General features: G+C 44.6%; 19 protein-coding genes. 13 read left to right on the forward strand and 6 right to left on the reverse strand.

The genetic code is table 11. The features are described 5' to 3' along the window. The 3 genes from QUB51_RS18940 to murJ all read right to left on the reverse strand — a co-directional run. Nucleotides 1-2327: DUF4347 domain-containing protein (locus QUB51_RS18940; protein WP_333279146.1), on the reverse strand; the 2327-nt coding region annotated here is incomplete at its 3' end. A gap of 303 nt (nucleotides 2328-2630) precedes the next feature. After that, complete coding sequence (locus QUB51_RS18945) at nucleotides 2631-2807, reverse strand: hypothetical protein (RefSeq protein ID WP_333210815.1); 177 nt, start codon at nucleotides 2805-2807, stop codon at nucleotides 2631-2633. A gap of 629 nt (nucleotides 2808-3436) precedes the next feature. Then, the gene (murJ, locus tag QUB51_RS18950; protein WP_333210817.1) at nucleotides 3437-5050 is read right to left on the reverse strand and encodes a murein biosynthesis integral membrane protein MurJ; all 1614 of its coding nucleotides are present in this window, start codon (nucleotides 5048-5050) and stop codon (nucleotides 3437-3439) included. A gap of 408 nt (nucleotides 5051-5458) precedes the next feature. Here murJ and sfsA point away from each other — a divergent pair, with 408 nt between their 5' ends. After that, nucleotides 5459-6196 carry a DNA/RNA nuclease SfsA gene (gene sfsA, locus QUB51_RS18955; RefSeq protein WP_333058200.1) on the forward strand — a complete coding sequence of 246 codons (738 nt, stop codon included), beginning with the start codon at nucleotides 5459-5461 and terminating at the stop codon, nucleotides 6194-6196. A 2-nt stretch (nucleotides 6197-6198) separates the two neighbouring features. Here sfsA and QUB51_RS18960 read toward each other — a convergent pair whose 3' ends face one another. Further along, nucleotides 6199-6426: a hypothetical protein gene (locus tag QUB51_RS18960; protein WP_333058199.1), complete on the reverse strand. Its 228-nt coding sequence runs from the start codon at nucleotides 6424-6426 to the stop codon at nucleotides 6199-6201. Nucleotides 6427-6525: 99 nt separating this feature from the next. After that, nucleotides 6526-7806, reverse strand: a complete 1281-nt coding sequence (locus QUB51_RS18965) for a S8 family serine peptidase (protein WP_333262694.1) — start codon at nucleotides 7804-7806, stop codon at nucleotides 6526-6528. 628 nt (nucleotides 7807-8434) lie between these two features. Here QUB51_RS18965 and QUB51_RS18970 point away from each other — a divergent pair. The 5 genes from QUB51_RS18970 (at nucleotide 8435) to QUB51_RS18990 (ending at nucleotide 13293) form a co-directional block, all read left to right on the forward strand. Further along, nucleotides 8435-9757, forward strand: coding sequence for a 3-isopropylmalate dehydratase large subunit (locus tag QUB51_RS18970; RefSeq protein WP_333058197.1), 1323 nt, complete (start codon nucleotides 8435-8437; stop codon nucleotides 9755-9757). Between the two features lie 282 nt (nucleotides 9758-10039). Next, a complete protein-coding gene (locus tag QUB51_RS18975) occupies nucleotides 10040-10828 on the forward strand; it encodes a hypothetical protein (RefSeq protein ID WP_333210820.1) in 789 nt (262 codons plus the stop codon). A gap of 42 nt (nucleotides 10829-10870) precedes the next feature. Beyond that, entirely contained in the window at nucleotides 10871-11629 is a 759-nt protein-coding gene (locus QUB51_RS18980; RefSeq protein ID WP_333262691.1) for a DNA-binding protein, read from the forward strand. A gap of 334 nt (nucleotides 11630-11963) precedes the next feature. Then, nucleotides 11964-12662, forward strand: a complete 699-nt coding sequence (gene aqpZ / locus QUB51_RS18985; protein ID WP_333058193.1) for an aquaporin Z — start codon at nucleotides 11964-11966, stop codon at nucleotides 12660-12662. Nucleotides 12663-12801: 139 nt separating this feature from the next. Continuing rightward, nucleotides 12802-13293: a gluconokinase gene (locus QUB51_RS18990; RefSeq protein ID WP_333232235.1), complete on the forward strand. Its 492-nt coding sequence runs from the start codon at nucleotides 12802-12804 to the stop codon at nucleotides 13291-13293. Nucleotides 13294-13629: 336 nt separating this feature from the next. On the opposite strand, the gene QUB51_RS18995 is transcribed toward QUB51_RS18990, so the two are convergent. After that, nucleotides 13630-14607, reverse strand: a complete 978-nt coding sequence (locus tag QUB51_RS18995) for a carbohydrate kinase (RefSeq protein ID WP_333058191.1) — start codon at nucleotides 14605-14607, stop codon at nucleotides 13630-13632. 443 nt (nucleotides 14608-15050) lie between these two features. Here QUB51_RS18995 and QUB51_RS19000 point away from each other — a divergent pair, with 443 nt between their 5' ends. The 7 genes from QUB51_RS19000 to QUB51_RS19030 all read left to right on the forward strand — a co-directional run bounded on the left by QUB51_RS19000 (nucleotide 15051) and on the right by QUB51_RS19030 (nucleotide 20757). Continuing rightward, nucleotides 15051-15326: a photosynthetic electron transport-dependent transcriptional regulator PedR gene (locus QUB51_RS19000; protein WP_006633901.1), complete on the forward strand. Its 276-nt coding sequence runs from the start codon at nucleotides 15051-15053 to the stop codon at nucleotides 15324-15326. Between the two features lie 34 nt (nucleotides 15327-15360). After that, entirely contained in the window at nucleotides 15361-15642 is a 282-nt protein-coding gene (locus QUB51_RS19005) for a hypothetical protein (RefSeq protein WP_333058204.1), read from the forward strand. Nucleotides 15643-15800: 158 nt separating this feature from the next. Beyond that, the gene (hisS, locus tag QUB51_RS19010; RefSeq protein WP_333262688.1) at nucleotides 15801-17078 is read left to right on the forward strand and encodes a histidine--tRNA ligase; all 1278 of its coding nucleotides are present in this window, start codon (nucleotides 15801-15803) and stop codon (nucleotides 17076-17078) included. Nucleotides 17079-17350: 272 nt separating this feature from the next. Next, complete coding sequence (locus QUB51_RS19015; protein WP_333262685.1) at nucleotides 17351-18100, forward strand: Uma2 family endonuclease; 750 nt, start codon at nucleotides 17351-17353, stop codon at nucleotides 18098-18100. A 96-nt stretch (nucleotides 18101-18196) separates the two neighbouring features. Continuing rightward, nucleotides 18197-19297 (forward strand): DNA cytosine methyltransferase, encoded by a 1101-nt coding sequence (locus QUB51_RS19020; RefSeq protein ID WP_333262682.1) that lies wholly within the window; start codon nucleotides 18197-18199, stop codon nucleotides 19295-19297. 114 nt (nucleotides 19298-19411) lie between these two features. Beyond that, a complete protein-coding gene (locus QUB51_RS19025) occupies nucleotides 19412-19969 on the forward strand; it encodes a deaminase domain-containing protein (RefSeq protein WP_333210830.1) in 558 nt (185 codons plus the stop codon). 107 nt (nucleotides 19970-20076) lie between these two features. After that, on the forward strand, nucleotides 20077-20757 hold the full coding sequence (locus tag QUB51_RS19030) for a hypothetical protein (protein ID WP_333240748.1): 681 nt from the start codon (nucleotides 20077-20079) through the stop codon (nucleotides 20755-20757). The last annotated feature ends 103 nt before the right edge of the window (nucleotides 20758-20860 follow it).

The following is a 20860-nucleotide window of genomic DNA, read 5'->3' on the forward strand; positions in this document are numbered from 1 at the left end:
ACTAAATTTGCTGTGGGATTAATGGTGACGCTACTGCCAGTAACTGTGACGTTAGCTGAGGTGACATCAATGGTTTCCACCACTGAGTTGTCGGAGACTTTCTTGATGACAATATTGCCAGTGCCTTTTTGTACGGCTTCACTCAAGGTGACAACTAAATCAGCAGCAACTGCAATATTAGTGGCGTTGTCTGCAGGGGTGAAACTGGCTGCTGTCGGTGGTGTGGTGTCAGCTACGGTGCTGAAATTCCAAGTGGCTGCACCTGTAGTACCGGCATAATTGTTACCAGCTAAGTCTTTAATTGCACCAGCGGCAATTTCAACGTAGTAATCTGTACCCTCAACTAAATTTGCTGTGGGATTAATGGTGACGCTACTGCCAGTAACTGTGACGTTAGCTGAGGTGACATCAATGGTTTCTACAACTGAGTTGTCGGAGACTTTCTTGATGACAATATTGCCGATGCCTTTTTGTACGGCTTCACTCAAGGTGACGACTAAATCAGCAGCAACTGCAATATTAGTGGCGTTGTCTGCAGGGGTGAAACTGGCGGCTGTCGGCGCTGTGGTGTCAGCTACGGTAATCGTTCCATAGGTATTACTATTATCAGTAGCAGTGGTACTGGCATTTGTGGCAGAATTACTACTGTAGGTCACTCCTGATGCTGTTACGGTTGCACCAGCGTTCACGAAAATAGCACCGCTTTTACCCTGACCGGGCTGAGCGCTAAATCCGCCCGCACCTCCAGTGGCGCTGTTGTTATTAAACGTGGCATTCGTTAGCACCAGAGAACCATTGCGAAGGAAAATGGCTCCGCCTAATCCAGCTCCGCCGCCACCGCCAGCGTCGTAACCATTGCCGCCGAAACTGCCTCCTAAGCCACCGCCGGTATTCCCGCTACCACCACCACCACCAAAGCCACCATTACCACCAAGGCCGTAGGTAGAACCGTTAGCAGCAACGCCCGCATTACCACCACCCCCACCGAATCCTCCAGAACCGCCTTGACCCGATACACCGCTAAACTGGCTAGCACCACCGGCACCGCCGCCACCAAAGTCACCTCCTTGACCGCCGTTGGTACCATTAGCATTGAAAGCACTGAGGCCACCGCCGCCACCCCCACCGAACCCTCCGTTGCTAGCAACTCCACTATTGCTGGTTGTGCCGCCCGTGCCGCCGTTGTTACCAAAGAAGCTACTGCCACCACCGGTACCCCCACCAGTGGTGCCATTAGTCCCAATGTCACTAAATCCGCCGCCACCACCCCCACCACCAGGTTGGTAGCCACCTGAGCCACCGGCTCCGCCGAAGCCGCCACCACCACCCAAACCATTAGAAGCGCCTCCTTGACCGCCTACTGCCTGGTTCTGGGTAAAGGTAACATTATTGATGGTTACTTGAGCGGGCAGTGAAGTTCCGTTGCCATTGATAAATAATGCACCACCAGCCCCTAGTCCACCACCACCGCCAGCAGCACCATTGCCACCATTGCCGCGTCCGCCATGCAGGGTGAGGTTGCTAAAACTCACTGTGCCTTGGTTAACAAAGAACAGGCGCACATCACCGTTGTCATTAATGCCATTATTATTGGCATCCCCACTTATCTTTACGAGGTTCAGCCCAGTCCCCTGAATGCTCACACTGTCATCGACGATTAGTTGCGAATTGAGGCGGATGGTTTGGGAGGTGTTAAATACACTGGGATCGAAAACAATGGTGTCTGCACCGGTCTGGGTGTTGGCTTGGGCGATCGCCTCGCGCAACGACCCCGCCCCACTGTCGTTGGTGTTCGTCACGGTAAAGGTGGCAAGTACCCCGTCATACTTCTGTGATCCTTGTGTCTGAAAAGCTATGGGAGTCTCAATGTTGCCGGTGTTTACCTCCAAAGCCCAGTCGCCACCTAATGCTGCATTACCGGTCTTGTTGGTAGATGCTGCCACATCCGCCCCTGTGATTTGACTCAGGCGCTTTACGAAGTTTTCTCCAACTTCTCCGGCTGCTACATCGCATCCATAAAGTAGAATATCCCCATTTGCTGTCAGCGCACTTCCCCACTGTTTTATCTGAGCGCTAAAATTTTCTAGGTTATTGTCATTGAGTACGTCTGCACCGAGTTTTAAACTGCCTTCGCTGCCGTGAGAAACTATATGAACTGCTTCAATATCTTTTTGATCTGCCAAGGCTTTAGTAATTTGGTCGATCGCGCTGGAATTTTCATTTAAAATCACAATTTGAGCGGGATCGATGCCTTGGATCAGGCTTTGATAATCTTGTACAGAGGAGTCAACGAAAATAATTTGCTTGTTCATGGTTGGTACGTTCATAATTCCTGACATCCTTGATATCTATATATTGTTTACATCCAAGTCCGGCCGGGGTTTCAACCCCCGCCTCAAATCTTAAGTGATCCCTATGATGACTGAAGAATTTATTAGTTCTATTGCTTAAATAAATCGGGCGGTAAAATTGTTAGCCCGTTCCGCTGGAGGATTAAATAACCTGGAAACATCCAAGGCGTTACCGCGAATTAGTAGCTCGATGCTGTCCATAATTCAAGCGATGTTTCTGATACAGCAGATCACTTTGGCTTCGGGAAATAGTGCCAGGATTAATGACAGTTTGCTGCATCACAGGCGATTGGTGTCGCCGATCGCTTCTTTTTCCGCTTGTGGCTGGTAGTCAGCCGAAAAGATACTCATAATCAGCGTCGGTTTTAGTTCAGGGAAATAAACACGGAACACTGATTGTTTTGGGTCACGGCTGACAGCATTCGATCGACTTGCGCCCCCAACAGGGGAAGTCATAGCGCTGTGAAACCGGGGATTTTGTCGTAGTAGTGCAGCCAGTAAAGTAGAGCCTGAGCGGGGTAGTCCTGATATGAAGTGGGATCTCACTGGCTTCGCGTGGGAATGAATGTACATAGCATAGATGCAAATTTAATATATCATACTAAAGACATATTTTTTATACCATGTTTTTATTTAACACTTGGCAACACAACATCCAGGTTTACGATATCTTTACAATTTAGACATCGTGGGTTGGCTTTCCCTATCTCTATCATTGCTTCCGGCTTCTGCCTCTGTAAAGTCGGAAAAGTCGGATCTTAAAGTCGGAAAAGTCGGATCTTTTCCATGAGGACATAATTTAGGCATCCAAAAGAGGCTGTGGGTATGAGGGTTTATTTTTTTTAGCGGATTTTTATTGGCTATTTTGCCAGACAGCATAAAGTTTGACGATATCTTGAGAATCTAGACATCGCCTTTGTTAATTACTCTGGAATTTTTGACCGCAGATGGTGGCGGATATACGCGGATGGACGCTTCGGAGTGTTGATTTGGATTTAAGGACGATCGCCCTTTATGGTATTTTGTCTACTTAAGGGATCTCGCACTTTTATTGATTCCTTGAATCTGCCGCCAATTTCGGATGTTTATTTGCGAAAACGGCCGCGAATGCGATCGACAAACATATCAACTTCCGGCAACTTCATCTGACTAACAAACAGGGCAAAAACCCCTAACCCTACAAAACTTGCCACACTCAACTGCACTAATTGAATTACTAAACCTTCAGTACCCAAAACTCTTTGACAGCCTTGCAGAGTAGCCAATGTAACGAAAGCAGTTACAGAACTGGCAGAAGTTAAGCCCAGAAAAGGCAAACTCCACTCCCCCCAAGGCAGGCCACCCAGCTTTTTATCTAATAAGTACAAAAGCATAATCATCGAAACAAGATTCACTCCCACCGTCGCCAAAACTAATCCGGGCGCGCCAAAAGCTCCAACTAACAAATAATCCAAAAGACCGTTTAAAAAGATATTGATAATACTGATGCGAAAAGGCGTTTCTCCGTCTCCCAAAGCGTAAAATACCCGTACCAAAACGTCGCGTCCCAAATACACAAACATTCCAATACTGTAAGCCATCAATATCGGCGTGACAAACTCCGAGGCCGATCGATCAAAAGCATAGCGTTCGTAAACCACGCGGACGATCGGCCCGGCAAGTGTTACCATTAAAGCGCTCAGCGGCAGCATCGTCAGGGCCGTCAAAATTAAAGATTGACGAATTCGAGCTTTTAATTCCGGCCAATCTCTCGGATCGGTGAGGCGAGAAAATATGGGGAGAAATGGCACTAAAATTACATTAGAAATGATGCCTAAAGGCGTCATAACTAACAAGCCACTGTAACCCATCGCAGAGGCAGCTTGAGGGATGTAGGATGCGAAAAATAGGTCAGTATAAACATTAATTTGCAGCATTCCTGATGATAAGGTAGCAGGAAGCATCACCTTAATTACTTCTGGCACTCCCGGCCGTTTAAAATTAAACCGCAAGCGCAATGTTCCCAAGCCGGCGCGCCACTGTGCCGCTAGTTGCACCAACCACTGCAAAACTGCGCCCGCTAAAGTTCCCCAAGCTAACACTAAGCCGCCAATTAGTGCGAATTCTGGCTGAATAATTTTGTTTCCGATTTGCAGTGCGAGAATCCCCAAACCGCCGACAAGTGCAACGCTGGAAAATAAAGGGCTAATCGAAGGCAACCAGTACATATCGGCGGCGTTGAGAGTGCCGAAACCAATGCCGATTAAGCCTGAAAGTAATGCCATCGGTGCCATAATCCGAAATTGCTGGACGGCAATTGCTTTAATTTGTAAACCTTCGGCTGTTCTATTTAATCCCGGTGCCACCAAATCGATCAGCGGATCTGCAAAAATAATTAAAGCGATCGTCACCAACAGCAACAAGCCCCCGACTAAGGTGGTGATAGTCTCGACTAAGGGTGCTGCTTCTTTTTTATCCCGGCGGGCTAAAACACTGACTATGGCGCTGTGAAATGGCCCGTTAATCCCTCCCAGCAAAATAAATAAGAAACCAGGGATGACGTAGGCGTAGTTGTAGGCATCGACGGCGACACCGACTCCAAAGGCTGCGGCGATCGCAATTTGGCGCACCAATCCAAAGACTTTGCTAATTAGAGTGGCGACTGCGACAATGCCGGCAATCCCTGCGAGGGAACGAGAGGGCTTCTGTAATTGGGACACAAATGGTTACAAACGCTAGTGCTAAAAGGATTCACTTATTTTAATCGCGAATCGGGAGAATCATATCATGAACTGATAAAACTTCTAGGGGGAATTGCGTTTATACCAATTTTATCGATATTACTGACTTGCGGAAATTCAATAATCGATCGGGACTATTCGTCCTAACTACCAACCGCCGTTTCGTGCTATGATGCTTCAATCTAAAATCTAAAATCTACAATCTACAATCTAAAAATGATGAAACAAATGAGTTAATAAAAGCAGAAAAATAACATAATAGTTGATAACTTATGACTGATTGTGTTAGCTCCCAGACTTATTTAAAAAGTTCGGAACCAGGTATTCGGTTATAGGTATAATCTACAATCGAGAATCTAAAATCTAAAATCTAAAATCTAAAATCGAATGACTGACTTAATTTACAAATATCCTCCTCTTTTACCCGGAATTCTCATCAAACGTTACAAGCGATTTTTTGCCGAAATCGAACTAGATTCGGGAGAAATCATCACCGCGCACTGTCCGAATACTGGCCCGATGACAGGTGTTTACATTCCGGGCAATCCAGTGCTAGTATCTCCCAGCGACAATCCTAAACGCAAGTTAGCTTATACTTGGGAATTAATTAAAGTTTGCGACACTGTGCCAACTTGGGTGGGAGTTAATACTGGGCTGCCAAATCGAGTAGTTAAATTAGCTTTGGAATTGAAATTATTTCCTGAGTTGGGCAATTATAGTTTAATTCAACCGGAGGTTGTTTACGGCAGTGATAAAAAAAGTAGAGTGGATTTTTGGCTAACTGGTGAGGAAAAACCGATTTTTCTGGAAGTGAAAAATACAACTTGGGTAAAAGAGGAGTTGGCTTTATTTCCCGATACAGTGACGGAGAGGGGACAGAAACATTTGCGGGAATTGATAGAAGTTGTGCGGCAGGGTTCGAGGGCTGTAATGCTGTATTTTATCAATCGCGGGGATTGTACTGATTTTGCTCCGGGAGATAGTGCCGATCGCCTTTACGGAGAATTGTTCAGACAGGCTATAAGTGAAGGTGTAGAGGTTTTGCCTTGTCGGTTTGATGTGACACCGGAAGGTGTTCGGTATTTGGGATTAGCAAAACTGGATCTACTAACCCCTAAATTATAGGTTTAAATTGCCTGCATTTCTCGATCGATCTCGACACTAGCCACGCCCGGTACTGTCTTTAGTCCTTCTAGCTTCGATTGAGAAACTTCTCCAATAACGATACCAATCACAGGCAGTACCTCATCCACTTTCATTCCCGCCGATTCTAAGGCAGTGACAACCGATTGAATTACCGATATGTTTTGGTCGTCAACACTCACTATGATGCGCTGTACTTGTTCGTCAGACATATTTAGCATCCTTTGGAGCAAATCCATTGCGCTATTGTAAATTGTCTTCTGTTAGATCCCCGCAGGCTTAAAGTGCTGCGGGGATTTGGGTATTCTGCATTACGGAGCTTGTACTAAACCGCTTCCGACACGAGTATTTGGCAAGGGTAGCGCCATAGCATAGGAAGTCAGCAATTGCCAAAGTTCAGCACCTCGTTTACCAGTCGATTCGGCATACAGGGCCGCGAGCCCAGCCACGTGCGGTGTAGCCATGCTAGTGCCATTGTAAGCAGCATAACGCCCTTGCTCCATAGGCACTGATGAGTATATTTCCACTCCCGGAGCGGCGATATCGACTTTAGCCCCTGGAAATATGCCAGATTTAGCCGAGAAGTCAGCCACTGCCTCGCAGTTATCGATCGCTGCAACAGCCATAATCGACTGGCTATTGGCTGGTTGTCCGACGCTTCCTCCGGTTCGTCCGTTATTGCCGGCTGCTGCCACGATCAGACACCCATTTTGCAGCGATCGGCGGCCGACAGTTTCGTAAGCAGTAGACGGTGTTCGAGTGGGGTTTCCTAATGACATCGAGATCACTTGACAGCCGTTGGCGATCGCCCATTCCATGCCAGCCAGAATCCAGGCACCAGCGCCACTACCGGCATTGCTCAACACTTTACCGACATAAATGGTCGATTCGTAAGCGATCCCGTACCGCCGGCCGTTCAGATCCTTGAACCCGCACGCTGTCCCAATGCAGTGCGTGCCATGACTGTTGACATCTTGTACGTCCTCCCCTGGTACGAAGGACTGCGATACGATCGATCGGCCCGCGAAGTCAGGATGCAATAAATCCATCCCCGTATCCAGCACCGCAACTTTCATTCCGCTACCAGTCAGCAGAGAATTCATCACCTTCGTTGCCTTCAAACCCCAAGTAGACTCGATATCATCAGCAAAACATCGTGGTTTCTTGATTTCTGCTACCTCTGTATTAGTGGCTTTGTCGTACAGGTTATCCACCGCATCGCGATAGCCCCGCAGGTAATCTGCCGACAACCCATCGCCAATGGCGTAGAAAGTGCGCTCTGGTTCGATCGCCAGAATAGCCGAATCCTCTCCCGCTGATGTCATGACGCTGCTGAAAGCCTCTTCGTCTAAGGAAACAACGGCAACGCCGAGAGTAGGAAACACCGCTCCCCCTGCAGCTTCAATTTGGATCAAGTCTAGAGCAGAGTCCGCGAAATCGGAAGCATTTGCCAGTCCTCTGATACCAGTTTGGTCGCTCAAGAGGTCTAATCCTTCTGTCACTGCATCTTCGCCGAAAGTAATAATGTAACGCCCTGTTGTTGCATCGGCTTGGGCAGTTTCTGGGATGGGAAAACTAGGTTGTTGAGACATAAAATACCTCTTATTGAGTATTTGACGGTTTGACTGGGATGAGAAATCTCTGACAGCTTTTATGACATTGATTTCTCTTCAGGTTGAGTTGTCGAAATTAAGCTGTCTTGCTCCTGATGAAACCCGGTTTTTTTTTGTTAATTCAATTAGCTTTGGATAATGCGTTTATTTGCAAAAGAGAGTTCTTTAATCCCAAGGCTGTTTCATTTTCCAAATCTAAGCTTGCAAGGGCAAGTGACAAAAGTGACTTAATCTAATTGCTGCGAAATTCTCATTTGTAGGACTTACGCTGCATTCCTTCTATTTTGACACTATGTGTACTTGTATGGTGCTCTTCGGCGCACCATACAAGTACAGTCTTTGCATAAGTCGTATAATAACAGTGGCTAGCTGTTAGTTACCAGTCGCATAATCGAGGGACTTGCATAAATTTTATTTTTGTGTTAATCGAAGTAGAGGCTATTGTAGAGATGGGCGATCGGCGAAAAAGAAAGTGACAGTCAATCGACTTGAGATTTGAGATTTAAGATTGAAGAAAATGTTTAGTTGATAAATTACCTGTCAACATCAGGCGATGTTTCGCTTACAATACACTATGTAGCATCAAATAAAAAAGAGCGATCGCACTATGGGAATGACCCTGACCGAAAAAATCTTAGCCAAAGCATCAGGCCGCACTAAAGTCGAGCCCGGAGAAAATATTTGGGTAGAAACAGACGTGTTGATGACCCACGATGTCTGCGGCCCCGGCACTATCGGCGTTTTCAAACGCGAATTCGGTGAGAATGCTAAAGTCTGGAACCCAGACAAAATCGTCCTCATTCCCGACCACTACATTTTCACCAACGACGAACGCGCTAACCGCAACGTCGATATTCTCCGCGATTTTGCGAAAGAACAAGGGATAAAATACTTTTACGACATCACGGATCGATCGGACTTCAAAGCAAATCCCGACTACAAAGGAGTTTGCCACATCGCCCTAGCACAAGAAGGCCACACCAGACCAGGGGAAGTGCTCTTCGGCACAGATTCCCACACCTGTAATGCCGGCGCTTTCGGACAATTCGCCACCGGTATCGGCAATACAGACGCGGCTTTTATCATGGGAACCGGCAAACTGTTAATCAAAGTTCCCGCAACCATGCGCTTTGTGTTTAACGGTGAACTGCCGGATTATTTGTTAGCAAAAGACCTAATTTTGCAGATTATTGGTGATATTAGCGTTGCGGGTGCTAACTACCGGACGATGGAATTTGCCGGCGATACAGTTGAACGTTTGACGATGGAAGAACGGATGACGCTGTGCAATATGGTGATTGAAGCTGGCGGTAAAAACGGCACGGTTGCGCCGGACAAAACTACGTTTGATTACGTTACTTCGCGGACTGATAAACCCTTCGATTCATTTTACAGCGATGGGGATGCTAAATTTTATAGCGATCGCACCTACGATGTCACCCAATTAGAACCAGTCGTCGCCAAACCGCACTCTCCCGACAACCGCGACTTAGCGCGCAACTGTCGCGATGTCAAGATCGATCGAGTTTACATCGGTTCCTGCACCGGCGGCAAAACCTCCGACTTTCTAAATGCCGCCCGCATTCTCAAAGGAAATCAAGTCAAAGTTCCGACGTATTTAGTACCAGCAACTCAGAAAGTTTACGAAGATTTGTTTGTCACAAAATACGATGGTCAAACGCTTTCGGAAATCTTCTTAGCTGCCGGCTGCATTGAACCTGCCGCGCCTTCTTGCGCCGCTTGTTTGGGCGGGCCGAAAGATACTTTTGGGCGGATGAATGAACCAGAAATTTGTGTATCTACAACTAACCGGAATTTCCCCGGCCGCATGGGGAATAAAGAAGCGCAAGTTTATCTCGCTTCGCCTTACACGGCGGCGGCTTCGGCGCTGACTGGGTATGTCACCGATCCGCGCGAATTCCTGTGTTAGAAGTTGTTAGCGATGTTTAGAATCTTAGATCCTCCACTTCTTAAAGAAGTCGAGGATCTGGGTATTCTGTTTTTTTAGATGGGTTTACCGATCGCTGAACGTGACAGCGATCGGCTAGTTAGAATAAAATAACAATAACTATCTAAGCAGATGAGCGGTAAAATACATAAGTATGTCATTGTTCGTTAAACGTCGCAATTCGCTTGCGCTTATGATAGCTTTACATTCTGTTGCATACCAAAGTTTATTGCACCTACCTACTTATCTCAAATCTAAAAACTCATGATAAATCATAATATTTTTCGTAAGGTGGTCACCACAGTTGCCCTAATTGTTATTACCCTATCATGCAGTTCAACCAAAATAGTAACTCAAGCACAGAAAAAAGCAGAAAAGCTACAGCCACAGGTTGCTTACGACGATTTAATCGTTGACCCTGAATCAGAATATATTATGATTCCCGTTATCCTATCTAGCGATGAAAAAAAATATGGACACAATCCTATCTCATCAAAATTAAGTTTGTCAAGGGGCCGTCGTATGATTGGTTATAATATGATTTTTTATAACAAAACTAACGGAGAATCTAATATTCTATTAAATAGAAAAGCGTTAATATCTAAATTTGAATATTTGCCAGGTAAAAAAGATATAGAAAATCCCAGCGATCAAAATGAACAAACAAATCAACCGAAGCAAAATCCCTCCAAAAAAGTATCCAGCAAGCCTCAGAATCAATTGCTGTTGTTTCATATCATAGATAGCGACACAAATGCTGATGGCAAACTTGACGATGCAGACGCGATCGTTGGATATTTATCTAACTTGGCAGGCAAATCGCTTCAGGCAATCACTCCGCCCGATACCCAGTTAATGAGTTGGGTATTTGATAAAAAGAGCGGCGGGATTTTTGTTACAATTAGAAAAGACTCCGATGGCGATCGCAAATTTACCGAAAAAGATGATATCGATTTTGTCCGAGTTAATGTCAGCAAACCCAATGTTGGCAAAGAGATAATCGACGGTAAAACTCGTCAAAAATTGCAAAAAAATATTCTTAGTTCAAAGTAAACATAAGGTGCACACCCTACTTGAATTGACAGGAGATTTACTTTGAAAACACTATTTTTGGCTTGGCAAAGCCCGGACAGCGGTTCTTGGTTTCCGATTGGTCGATTGACATTTAACGGTAAAGAATACCAGTTCAATTATACAAATGGTGTTCTAGAAGCGAAACTCAAGTGCGGGTTTCTGCCTTTGCCATCTTTCCCGGATTTCCATAATGTTTACACTTCACAGAAACTGTTTTCGTTGTTTTCTAATCGAGTGATGGCCCGATCGCGCCCTGAGTACCCTGAATTTGTACAGTGGTTGAATATCCCTGAACACGAACATGACCCAATTGCTTTATTGGCGCGCAGCGGAGGCAAACGGGCAACTGATAAATTTGAGGTATTCCCTTGTCCCGAACCCGATGAAAATGGACGTTACTGTATCCATTTTTTTGCAGATGGACTGCGATACCTTTCAAAGTCGGCAATTGAACGGATTAATCGGCTTAAAGTGGGCGAACTTTTGTATTTAGCCCACGAATTTAAAAATCCGCGCGCTTCCCGTCTGCTTCTGTGTACTAAAGATCACTGGATTGTTGGCTATTGTCAGCGCTATCTTGTGGATGATATTTTTGAAATTATTTCGCAGCATCCAGAATTGGTTCGCGTACAAGTCGATCGCGTCAATCAACCCCCAACGCCGCTACAGTTCCGCTTGCTATGCAAGATGACTGCCGATTGGCGAGACTTTCGCCCCTTCCAAAGTCGGATGTACCAGCCGATTAGCAATGATGTTTTAGCTGCAAGTGCGATCGGATAATCAGCAACAATAAGTAAAATTACGATCGCAGAATTAGGGAAGAAGTCAAGTTAATTGTTGTGAATTGAATACAGAAGATTGCACAATTTATACAAATAATTAGCTTGATCTTGACATTTTTTACATAATGGAGTATGTTTGAGCTAATTTATCGATTCCTAATTTCGCATTCTCAGTTAAGTCCATACAATTTGTGAAAATTAGAGCTACAGATTGCTAATGATTTTGATTAGTCTTGTTGCGCTAAGTGAAACAAATTCGAGTTCTAATTTTTATATTGAGAACTCGTATGGGTGTGAAATTAACCGATTAGAAAATTGAGACAATTGTGAGTATGAACAAAAAAATAAAGATTGGGGTTGCTGAAGCTTTTGGTACTTTTGTGTTGGTATTAGGTGGATGTGGCAGTGCGGTTTTAGCTGGAGATAAAATCGGCTTTTTGGGAGTTTCGATCGCCTTTGGTCTATCCCTCTTAATCATGGTTTATACCATCGGCCCTATCTCTGGATGCCACATTAATCCGGCGGTAAGTATCGGTTTAGTAGTTGCGAAACTGATCGATGCTGTTTTGCTTCCTTATTATATAGGAGGTCAGATTGTAGGCGGAATTTTAGGCGGTCTGGTTTTGTATATGATAGCATCAGGAAAACCAGGCTTTGATGCGGCTGCTTCTGGATTTGCCTCTAACGGTTTTGCAGAACATTCTCCCACGGGTTACGGACTTTTGGCAGCAGCTTTGACGGAAATTGTACTAACTGCTTTTCTGTTATTTACCATCATGGGTACTACCCATCCCAAATATCCCGTCGGTTTGGGCGGAATTCCCATCGGCTTGATGCTGGTGTTGATTCATTTAGTCGGAATTCCCATAACCAATACTTCAGTTAACCCAGCTAGAAGTATCGGTGTCGCACTTTTTCAAGGCGGATGGGCAATCCAACAGTTATGGGCGTTTATTGTATTCCCTGTGATCGGTGGAATTATCGGCGTTTTGGCTTATAATTTCATTAAACCCACTCTGGAAGAAATTTGAGCGAAAATCATAAATAAACCGGGTTTATTGAATTTTTTAGGGTGGTAGAATTCATCCGGCAACTTAAGAAACCCGGTTTGTCGATCGCACAACTTGATAAAATTGCAAGTATATTGCAAGTATTCGGTAAATAGGTGCCATGATTACGATCGTGATGGGAGTCTCAGGTTCTGGCAAAACTACTGTTGGCAAGTTGCTGGCGCAATCTCTCAATTGGGATTTCAGGGATGCCGACGATTTTCACCCATCAGCTAATATCAATAAAATGAGTCGGGGCATTCCTTTAGAAGATGCGGATCGCCTTCCTTGGCTATTACAATTGCAAGCTACAATAGACAGGTGGCTGTTAGAAAATAAAAATGTGGTTTTGGCTTGTTCTGCTTTAAAAACATCTTACCGCGAAATGCTCTACCGAGACCAACAGCGGATGAAGATAGTTTATCTAAAATGTTCTTTTCAGCTATTAGCCACCAGGTTAAAAACTCGCGAAAACCACTACATGAAAGCAGACTTGCTGTTAAGCCAGTTAGACAGTCTCGAAGAACCTGAAGATGCAATTATCATAGATGCTTCGCAGCCACTAGAGTTAATCGTGCGCCAAATTATATCATGTCCGATCGATCGCCCATAATACCATTGCCGGGGCGGGTTTTTGAGATTGTCCGTTTTTGGCAAATATTATTAGTGAACCCGCCCCTACAGGAATCAGGGTAATCGATGGGACATGATATGATGTGCGGTTAATTGCCCCCAATAAAACCTATAATACTAAATCGAGCTTAAATACCAGTTTATTTCTTAGTCCCTCTTAACTAGGGCAAGAATTTGTATAGTAGCTATTTCAAACGGCGAGTCTTAGCGAGGGTTTTTAACTCGGATTTAGTATAACAGTATTTTTTTCCTAGCAACCGAGTTTATGAACCAAAATTAGCCCCCTTTCCGTTTCCAGACTGATAGGTTGGCGGCCCTAATTTTTGTACAAATATAAGAAAGCTTCTACTTCAGCCGCAGTAGGTTGAGATATAATTGCCCCCGGTTTCATCGCTGTCATCGCACCTACCGCACTGGCATAAGTTACAATTGTTTGGGCTATTTTGGGGTCGGCTAAATTCTTAATTCCATGCTTGCACAACTGTCGCACAAAACCAGCCAGAAATGCGTCGCCTGCACCTGTTGTATCCTCAACATCTACTGTAAATGCGGGGATTTTTCCTTCATTTTCCGAGATACAATAGGCGCAACCTTTCTCGCCCGCAGTCACCAAAACGCCTTCTACGGAATCGAGACGGTAGGTAATTGCTCCAGCATCGGTAGTGTCAAACAACCATTCGGCTTCTTCCTCAGATAACTTGACAAAATCAACTTTTTTTAATATTTTTCTAATGCGCGCTTTTGCTTCGTCTGGATTTGGCCAAAACACGGGACGCCAATTGATGTCAAGTATAATTTTAACGTCGTAGTGTTCTGCTAGTTCGATCGCTCGGACGATCGCCTCTCGACTTTCAGGATAAGCTAATTCTAAAGTACCTAGCACTAAATATTCGGCATTTTCAAACAGCACTTCGGGTAGTTGTGCAGCGAGGAGGCGGGTGTCGGCAAAATCCGCAGTATCAAATTTGCCAAAACCGGCAAAATTTCGATCGCCCGCTTCATTCCGCAAGACATAAACTTGCCGCGTCGGCGCACTTGGATGTCGCTGCAATCCAGCAATATCAACCCCTACTTCTTGCAATACCTGCACTAGAGAATTACCCAATTCATCCCCACCTACAGCCCCGATAAATCCCGCCGCCGTCCCTAATTTAACCAAAGCACAGGCAACATTAGCAGGAGCACCGCCGGGATATGCCGTCCAAGATTCTACCTCTTCGAGAGATACTCCTGGTTTGTCTGCTAAACAATCAAATAAAACTTCACCCAGACACAGAACGCGAGGATAAGTCATGTCTATTTTAGATTTTAGATTTTAGATTTTAGACCAGCAGTAGACAGCTCAAGAATTATTTTTAACCGATCCCAGAAAAATTGCAAGCTATATTTTAATAGCTGCTCCTATAATACCAGACTTATTGATACTGGCAGTTACTCGCTCAACGCACAAGTGCAGTGCGGCGTATCAGTTGTTTTACCTGAAAACATCTGCGGGTTTGGCCCGGATGTCAGATGCGCGCAGGTAAAGGGCTCACCCGCCACCGGAAGGGTGCCAGCAGTGCAAGTCGGTGCGCGTCATGCTGTGTCAGCGCTGAGTTTGCACTCTTGGCGATTCTGCAGGCGAGTTGGTGCTTCGGGCCCGAAAGAGTAGCACAGCAAATTTAATTTTCTCTTCATACTCGATCCCTCATCCTTTAGAATTGTAGATAGGTAAATATGCAGACATAGGAAAAATTTATGAGTGGGATTGTCTCTGGGACCCCTGTCACCCTTTCGGACAGAGAATTGCAAGTGGTAGAGTTAGTAGCAGCGGGATTGACTAATGAGAAAATCGCCGAAAAGTTAGAGATTAGCAAGCGTACAGTTGACAACCACATTAGCAATATCTTGAACAAGACGCGGGCTGACAATCGAGTTACGCTTGTACGCTGGGCTTTGCAGTGGGGAAAGGTATGTTTGGACAATATTAACTGCTGTCCTCTACCGCGGCCGATCGATAAAGAAGTATCTTAAGTAGGGATTTTGGTTGGGGACAGGCAAAGAAATGATGCAAACGGCACAAGAAAAACAACTCCGCTATCAAATTCAAAGCCCTGGATTGCCGCTGGCGGTGTATCGCGAAGTGGCGATCCATTTGCGTCAAGTTGAAGGGGTGCAAACCGGTTTAATTCCGCAGCAGTCGCAGCGGTTTGATTACTACGACAGCCAAGTTGGGGGTTTGTGGATACAGTATCCTGAAGGGTTCGATTTGGCAGGTCGCGAGCGGGTCGATCGCATTTTGGCTTATTATGGCGATCGTTACGGAGCCTGGGAATTATTAAGTCATTAGTTATTGGGAATTGTTAGCTGTTGACTGTTGACTGTTAACTGTTGACTGTTAACTTTTAACTTTTAACTAATAACTAATGATTAATGACTACTGACTACTGACTACTGACTACTGACTACTGACTACTGACTACTGACTACTGACTACTGACTAACAAAATGAGTGCAATTAAAACTTTACCGGGAACGCGGGATATTTTGCCCGCTGAAATTCAATATTGGCAAAATATAGAAGAAGTCGCTAGAACCATTTTAAAAAAAGCGGCTTATCGAGAAATTCGGACGCCAATTTTTGAACAGACATCTTTATTTGAACGCGGCATCGGAGAAGCTACCGATGTCGTGGGCAAAGAAATGTACACTTTTAAGGATAAGGGCGATCGATCGACAACTTTGCGTCCAGAAGGCACCGCCGGAGTAGTCCGAGCTTTTATTGAACACAGTTTGTACGCGGCTGGTGACGTGCAGCGTCTCTGGTATGCTGGACCGATGTTTCGCTACGAAGGCACGCAAGAAGGAAGACAGCGGCAGTTCAATCAAATTGGCGTGGAAGTCTTGGGGAGTGCGAATCCTCGTGCGGATGTCGAAGTAATTGCGATCGCCTGCGATATCCTGCAAATCCTCGGTTTAAAAAATTTGCGCCTCGATATTAATTCTGTCGGAAATAAGCAAGACAGACAAAATTACCGACAAGCTTTGATAGATTATTTTACACCGCACAAAGACGAATTAGACGCGGATTCTCAAGATCGCTTGACTCGCAATCCGCTGCGGATATTGGACAGCAAAAATCAGCGCACTCAAGAAATTGTAGCTGGTGCGCCGAGTATTTTGGACTATTTGGGAGAGGAATCGCGAGATCACTTCGAGCAAGTGCAGCTTATGCTCACAAATTTAGGAATTAGCTATCAGTTAAATCCCAGATTAGTGCGCGGTTTAGATTACTATACCAACACCGCATTTGAAATTATCTCCGACGATTTGGGAGCGCAAGCAACAGTTTGCGGAGGCGGCCGCTACGACGGTTTAGTAAAGGAATTGGGCGGCCCAGATACGGCGGCAGTCGGTTGGGCAATGGGTATCGAAAGGTTGATTATCCTGCTGCAAAAGTTGCAACCTTTGCCCGCGCCAAAGTTAGATTTCTATTTGGTATCCAGGGGCGATAAAGCTGAACAGCAATCGGTATTGTTAGCTCAAAAATTGCGAAGTGCCGGGTTTAGTGTAGAGATAGATTTGAGTGCTAGTCCTTTCAAGAAACAGTTTAAAAGAGCCGACAGAAGCGGTGCAGTTGCGTGTTTAGTTTTGGGAGATACGGAAGCTGAAAACGAGACGGTACAATTGAAGTGGTTGGCGAGTGGTGAACAAAGTGCGATCGCCCAATCAGAACTACTAGCAATGACAAACGAGCTACAGCAGAAGATAATTGCTGCATATTAAGTCCGGCAGGGAATGAATTCCCTGCCTCAAAGCTAAAGTCCTCTTCAGAGGACTAATTATTTTAACAGTCTTCTTCTCAGTCCTCTTCAGAGGACTTTAGCTATTAGCCAGGGGTTTCAACCCCTGGCGGACTGTCGGCTTAAGTCGTTACTAATTGGCTCTGCCCGGTAACGCAGATCCAGAGGCTCGGCCTCGTCATTAAGCCATTAACATTAATCCCAAAAACCAAGAGATATAATTTAAGCATTAAAACATTTAACCTCTGATAAACTATGTCTGTAGCAACTAAAAACCCAGAAACAAAACTCACAATCACCTGGCCGCTGCTACCAGAAAATTGTCAACTACCAGACGACCCCGTAGAAGACGAAAGCCAACCATTATTAGCCGCCGCTTTGCGCCAGCCGCTAACAGCATTTCCTGAATTAATCCAGGATGCCTTAATTGTTTCCAACTTTGCCTTGTGTGCAGGAATAAGTTTCCCAGGTTCAAGCAGCGACGAACAGCGCATTATCTGCAAAGCACCAGATTGGATGTACGTGAAACCCGTCAATCCAAAAAATGTCTCGCAAGTCCGCCGCAGTTACACGCCGCACACAGAAGGAACCATCCCTCAACTCGTGATGGAATTTCTTTCAGAAACCTATGGAGAAGAATACTCCGTTGAATTTACCTCGCGGGTGGGAAAGTGGTATTTTTACGAGCAAGTAATCAAAGTCCCCCGATACGTCATATTCCGAGCCAAAACAGCTCATTTAGAAGTTTACGCTTTAGAATCAGAGCACTACAACTTGCAAAAACCTGATGAAAACGGACGTTATTGGATACCGGGATTAGACTTGTTTTTAGGAATGTGGGAAGGAACGCACGAAGGAAGGACAGGCTGTTGGTTGAGGTGGTGGAATCCTGAAGGCAAGTTGTTGCTTTGGTCTGAGGAAAGAGCCGATCGCGAACGCCTCCGCGCTGAAAAATTGGCAGAAAAATTGCGTCAAGCCGGGATCGAGTTAGATGATGAAGAGTGAAATATCAATTGATGAGTCGAGTTCGATCGTGTTTTGGTATGATGACACTCTTGTGGTGCCGGCATCCAGCCCGCCCTTGGCTAACTTTGCACTCCTATGTTAATAGAACGTCTCCAGCCGATCGCCTGGGCAAAAAAACCGCGACTCATATCCTTATTTTCTGGTTGCGGCGGCATGGATTTGCCATTCCACCAAGCCGGATTTGAGGTAGTTTGGGCGATCGACTCCAACAAATACGCCTGCAAAACATTCAGCAGAAACATTGCTGATGTCATCATCAACGACAGCATAGAAAATATAGACATTGCACAAGTTCCCGAAGCTGAAATATGTATAGGAGGGTTTCCCTGTCAAGATTTCTCCCTAATTTGGAAGCGCCCCGGACTTGAAGGAACCAGAGGTAATTTATATACATACTTTCTCGATTTTGTCAACAAAAAAAAGCCCAAAGCTTTTGTAGCAGAAAATGTCAAAGGCTTATTAAGTGCCAATAATTATCAAGCAATAAAACAAATAATTTCTGATTTTGAAAGTATAGCTCCCGGCTACTTAGTTAAACCCAAACTATACAACTTTGCGGATTACGGAGTTCCGCAATTTCGGCAAAGAGTGTTATTAGTTGGGATTCGGATGGATACAGGATTTAACTTTGTGCATCCTCAGCCAGAATACGGTCAAAATCGCAAAAATCCCTATCGAACTGCGGGCGAAGCACTCAAAAATGTGGAAGCAGTTCTTGACAATAACCAACATCATAAAATTCAAGCCCGCACCGTTGAAATTTTAAATCGAATTAAACCGGGAGGCAATTTCTCTGATATTCCCAAGGATAGTCCATACTATGTCAAAGGCATGATCAGTCACGTTTATCGCCGAATTCATCCTGATAAACCATCATCGACAATCATTGCTGGTGGAGGCGGCGGAACTTGGGGTTATCATTATTTAGAACCGCGTTCTTTGACAAATCGTGAAAGGGCAAGATTGCAAACATTTCCCGATGATTTTGTTTTTGAAGGTTCTACGACTGAAGTACGGAGGCAGATTGGAAATGCAGTGCCCCCGCAGGGAATCGCTGCTGTTGTTGAGTCTTTGATTCCGCTATTTAAGGGGGATTATCCGCAAGTGGATTTATATGAAATGAGTAAAAAGTTGCAGGGGATGTCTATTCAAGAACGATTAAAATGGGCTGAATAAGAGGTGTCCGAGCAGAGTTGGGAGTTAATTTAAAAGTGTGGTATAATCAAAATACCTGAGTCAGACGAAGCTTAAATCTTATGTCTAAGTCAGGTTATATATTTTTATTTATCGATGCCTGTAAACTTAATCATTGCTGGCGTGAACAAAAACTTAACTACAGGAAACCCCTCTAGAAACACACCTCATTACGAGTATCCCGAAGGCATACCTGAGTGCCATGCGGACATCGTAGAGGAACTACAGACGAAAGTTCAAGATATTCGGTTGATCCATATCCAAAAAGGAGATTCAAATAAAAAAAATCGTTCTGGCAATGCTGCTGTTGTCAAGTTGGAGATCCCGACAAGCAAAGTCTATAACCTAGAAGCTACCAGCAAGCGAGATCCTCTAAATATTCCAGGTGAAGAGGATGGACCAAAGTTGTTTTTTGAGCCAAGGCTTAACAGAATAGCATCCTGCAACAACAAAGAACACGCGGAGTACAAGCTTTTCAATAAAATTTCAGAAGAGTTAGAAAGAGATGATCTTTCCTTGGATGCAGAAGGAATACTCTACCTCTACACTGAGAGAGATATGTGTTCTGGCTGCAACATTACTTGTGATGAGGACTTTAAGATGAGGTTCCCGAATATTCAAGTGATTATCTTCTACGAACGTCCATATCCGTAGACATATCAGTATAGACAGCCAGTAAAGGCTATCAAGGCTTTACTGGCTTCTGTACCCAAAGTAAAATTGAGGTGATATGAAGGTGACAATGAACTGGCTCATAGTTTATGATTAATGAAAAACATAAGGAGGGACAGTCAATGATCGAGTTTGACATAGGCTACTACAGAAATTTTCAATTGCCCAGCAACTCAGATATTCCTGAGCAATTACAGGAAACTCTTCACAGGGTTTGGGAAAGAAAGTATCGTGATTTATACGAAACGGGTGGAAAATACAATGTAGAAGAAGCTTTTGTAGAAGTAATGACAGCTTTTGGAATGCCTAATGATGCAATATCCCATCAGCGATATGTCTACATGGCTTATGGAATAGCATTAGCAGCTAAACCGACCATTAAACATTACTTTCCTGAAGAAAACAAGACAGATATCGTTCAAGGAATTGTATCTTGTTGGCTGAAGGATGGTGGTGAAATTCCCGAAACTTGGGCAGATACCTTGTTTCCTAATATTAACAAAATTGGAAAATATCAAGCTACTGACGAAGCTTATAATATTTTCTACGGCTTGCTGCAAACACTCAACACCAAAACAGCTTATAATGCCATCTTGAATATTTTGTATGATGCAATTACTGGTGATGCCATTACGGGTTGTACTGAAGCCAGACGAGATATGTTTAATTGGTGGTTAATTGAGGTGGTTCCTGCTGCCTATTGTTTAAAGCTGCCATCTACTTTATATTCAAGAGAATGGGAATTTCCAACCCTGAGTCAGTGCGCTTAAGTGATGATAAAAGTAATTGGTACAGCTTAATTAGTTAATAATCATGGGAATCCAGTTATTGACAATTACGATCGCACTCATTCATACTATAACTAAGCGTTGT

Source organism: Microcoleus sp. AT8-A3, from assembly GCF_036705675.1.
GTDB lineage: Bacteria > Cyanobacteriota > Cyanobacteriia > Cyanobacteriales > Microcoleaceae > Microcoleus.

Bases quoted from the DNA above. Each gene is read 5' to 3' on its own strand.
- QUB51_RS18945 (WP_333210815.1), bottom strand. From the start codon at position 2,807: ATGACTTCCCCTGTTGGGGGCGCAAGTCGATCGAATGCTGTCAGCCGT.
- sfsA (WP_333058200.1), top strand. From the start codon at position 5,459: ATGACTGACTTAATTTACAAATATCCTCCTCTTTTACCCGGAATTCTC.
- QUB51_RS18960 (WP_333058199.1), bottom strand. From the start codon at position 6,426: ATGTCTGACGAACAAGTACAGCGCATCATAGTGAGTGTTGACGACCAA.
- QUB51_RS18965 (WP_333262694.1), bottom strand. From the start codon at position 7,806: ATGTCTCAACAACCTAGTTTTCCCATCCCAGAAACTGCCCAAGCCGAT.
- QUB51_RS18970 (WP_333058197.1), top strand. From the start codon at position 8,435: ATGGGAATGACCCTGACCGAAAAAATCTTAGCCAAAGCATCAGGCCGC.
- QUB51_RS18975 (WP_333210820.1), top strand. From the start codon at position 10,040: ATGATAAATCATAATATTTTTCGTAAGGTGGTCACCACAGTTGCCCTA.
- aqpZ (WP_333058193.1), top strand. From the start codon at position 11,964: ATGAACAAAAAAATAAAGATTGGGGTTGCTGAAGCTTTTGGTACTTTT.
- QUB51_RS18990 (WP_333232235.1), top strand. From the start codon at position 12,802: ATGATTACGATCGTGATGGGAGTCTCAGGTTCTGGCAAAACTACTGTT.
- QUB51_RS18995 (WP_333058191.1), bottom strand. From the start codon at position 14,607: ATGACTTATCCTCGCGTTCTGTGTCTGGGTGAAGTTTTATTTGATTGT.
- QUB51_RS19000 (WP_006633901.1), top strand. From the start codon at position 15,051: ATGAGTGGGATTGTCTCTGGGACCCCTGTCACCCTTTCGGACAGAGAA.
- QUB51_RS19005 (WP_333058204.1), top strand. From the start codon at position 15,361: ATGCAAACGGCACAAGAAAAACAACTCCGCTATCAAATTCAAAGCCCT.
- hisS (WP_333262688.1), top strand. From the start codon at position 15,801: ATGAGTGCAATTAAAACTTTACCGGGAACGCGGGATATTTTGCCCGCT.
- QUB51_RS19015 (WP_333262685.1), top strand. From the start codon at position 17,351: ATGTCTGTAGCAACTAAAAACCCAGAAACAAAACTCACAATCACCTGG.
- QUB51_RS19020 (WP_333262682.1), top strand. From the start codon at position 18,197: ATGTTAATAGAACGTCTCCAGCCGATCGCCTGGGCAAAAAAACCGCGA.
- QUB51_RS19025 (WP_333210830.1), top strand. From the start codon at position 19,412: ATGCCTGTAAACTTAATCATTGCTGGCGTGAACAAAAACTTAACTACA.
- QUB51_RS19030 (WP_333240748.1), top strand. From the start codon at position 20,077: ATGATTAATGAAAAACATAAGGAGGGACAGTCAATGATCGAGTTTGAC.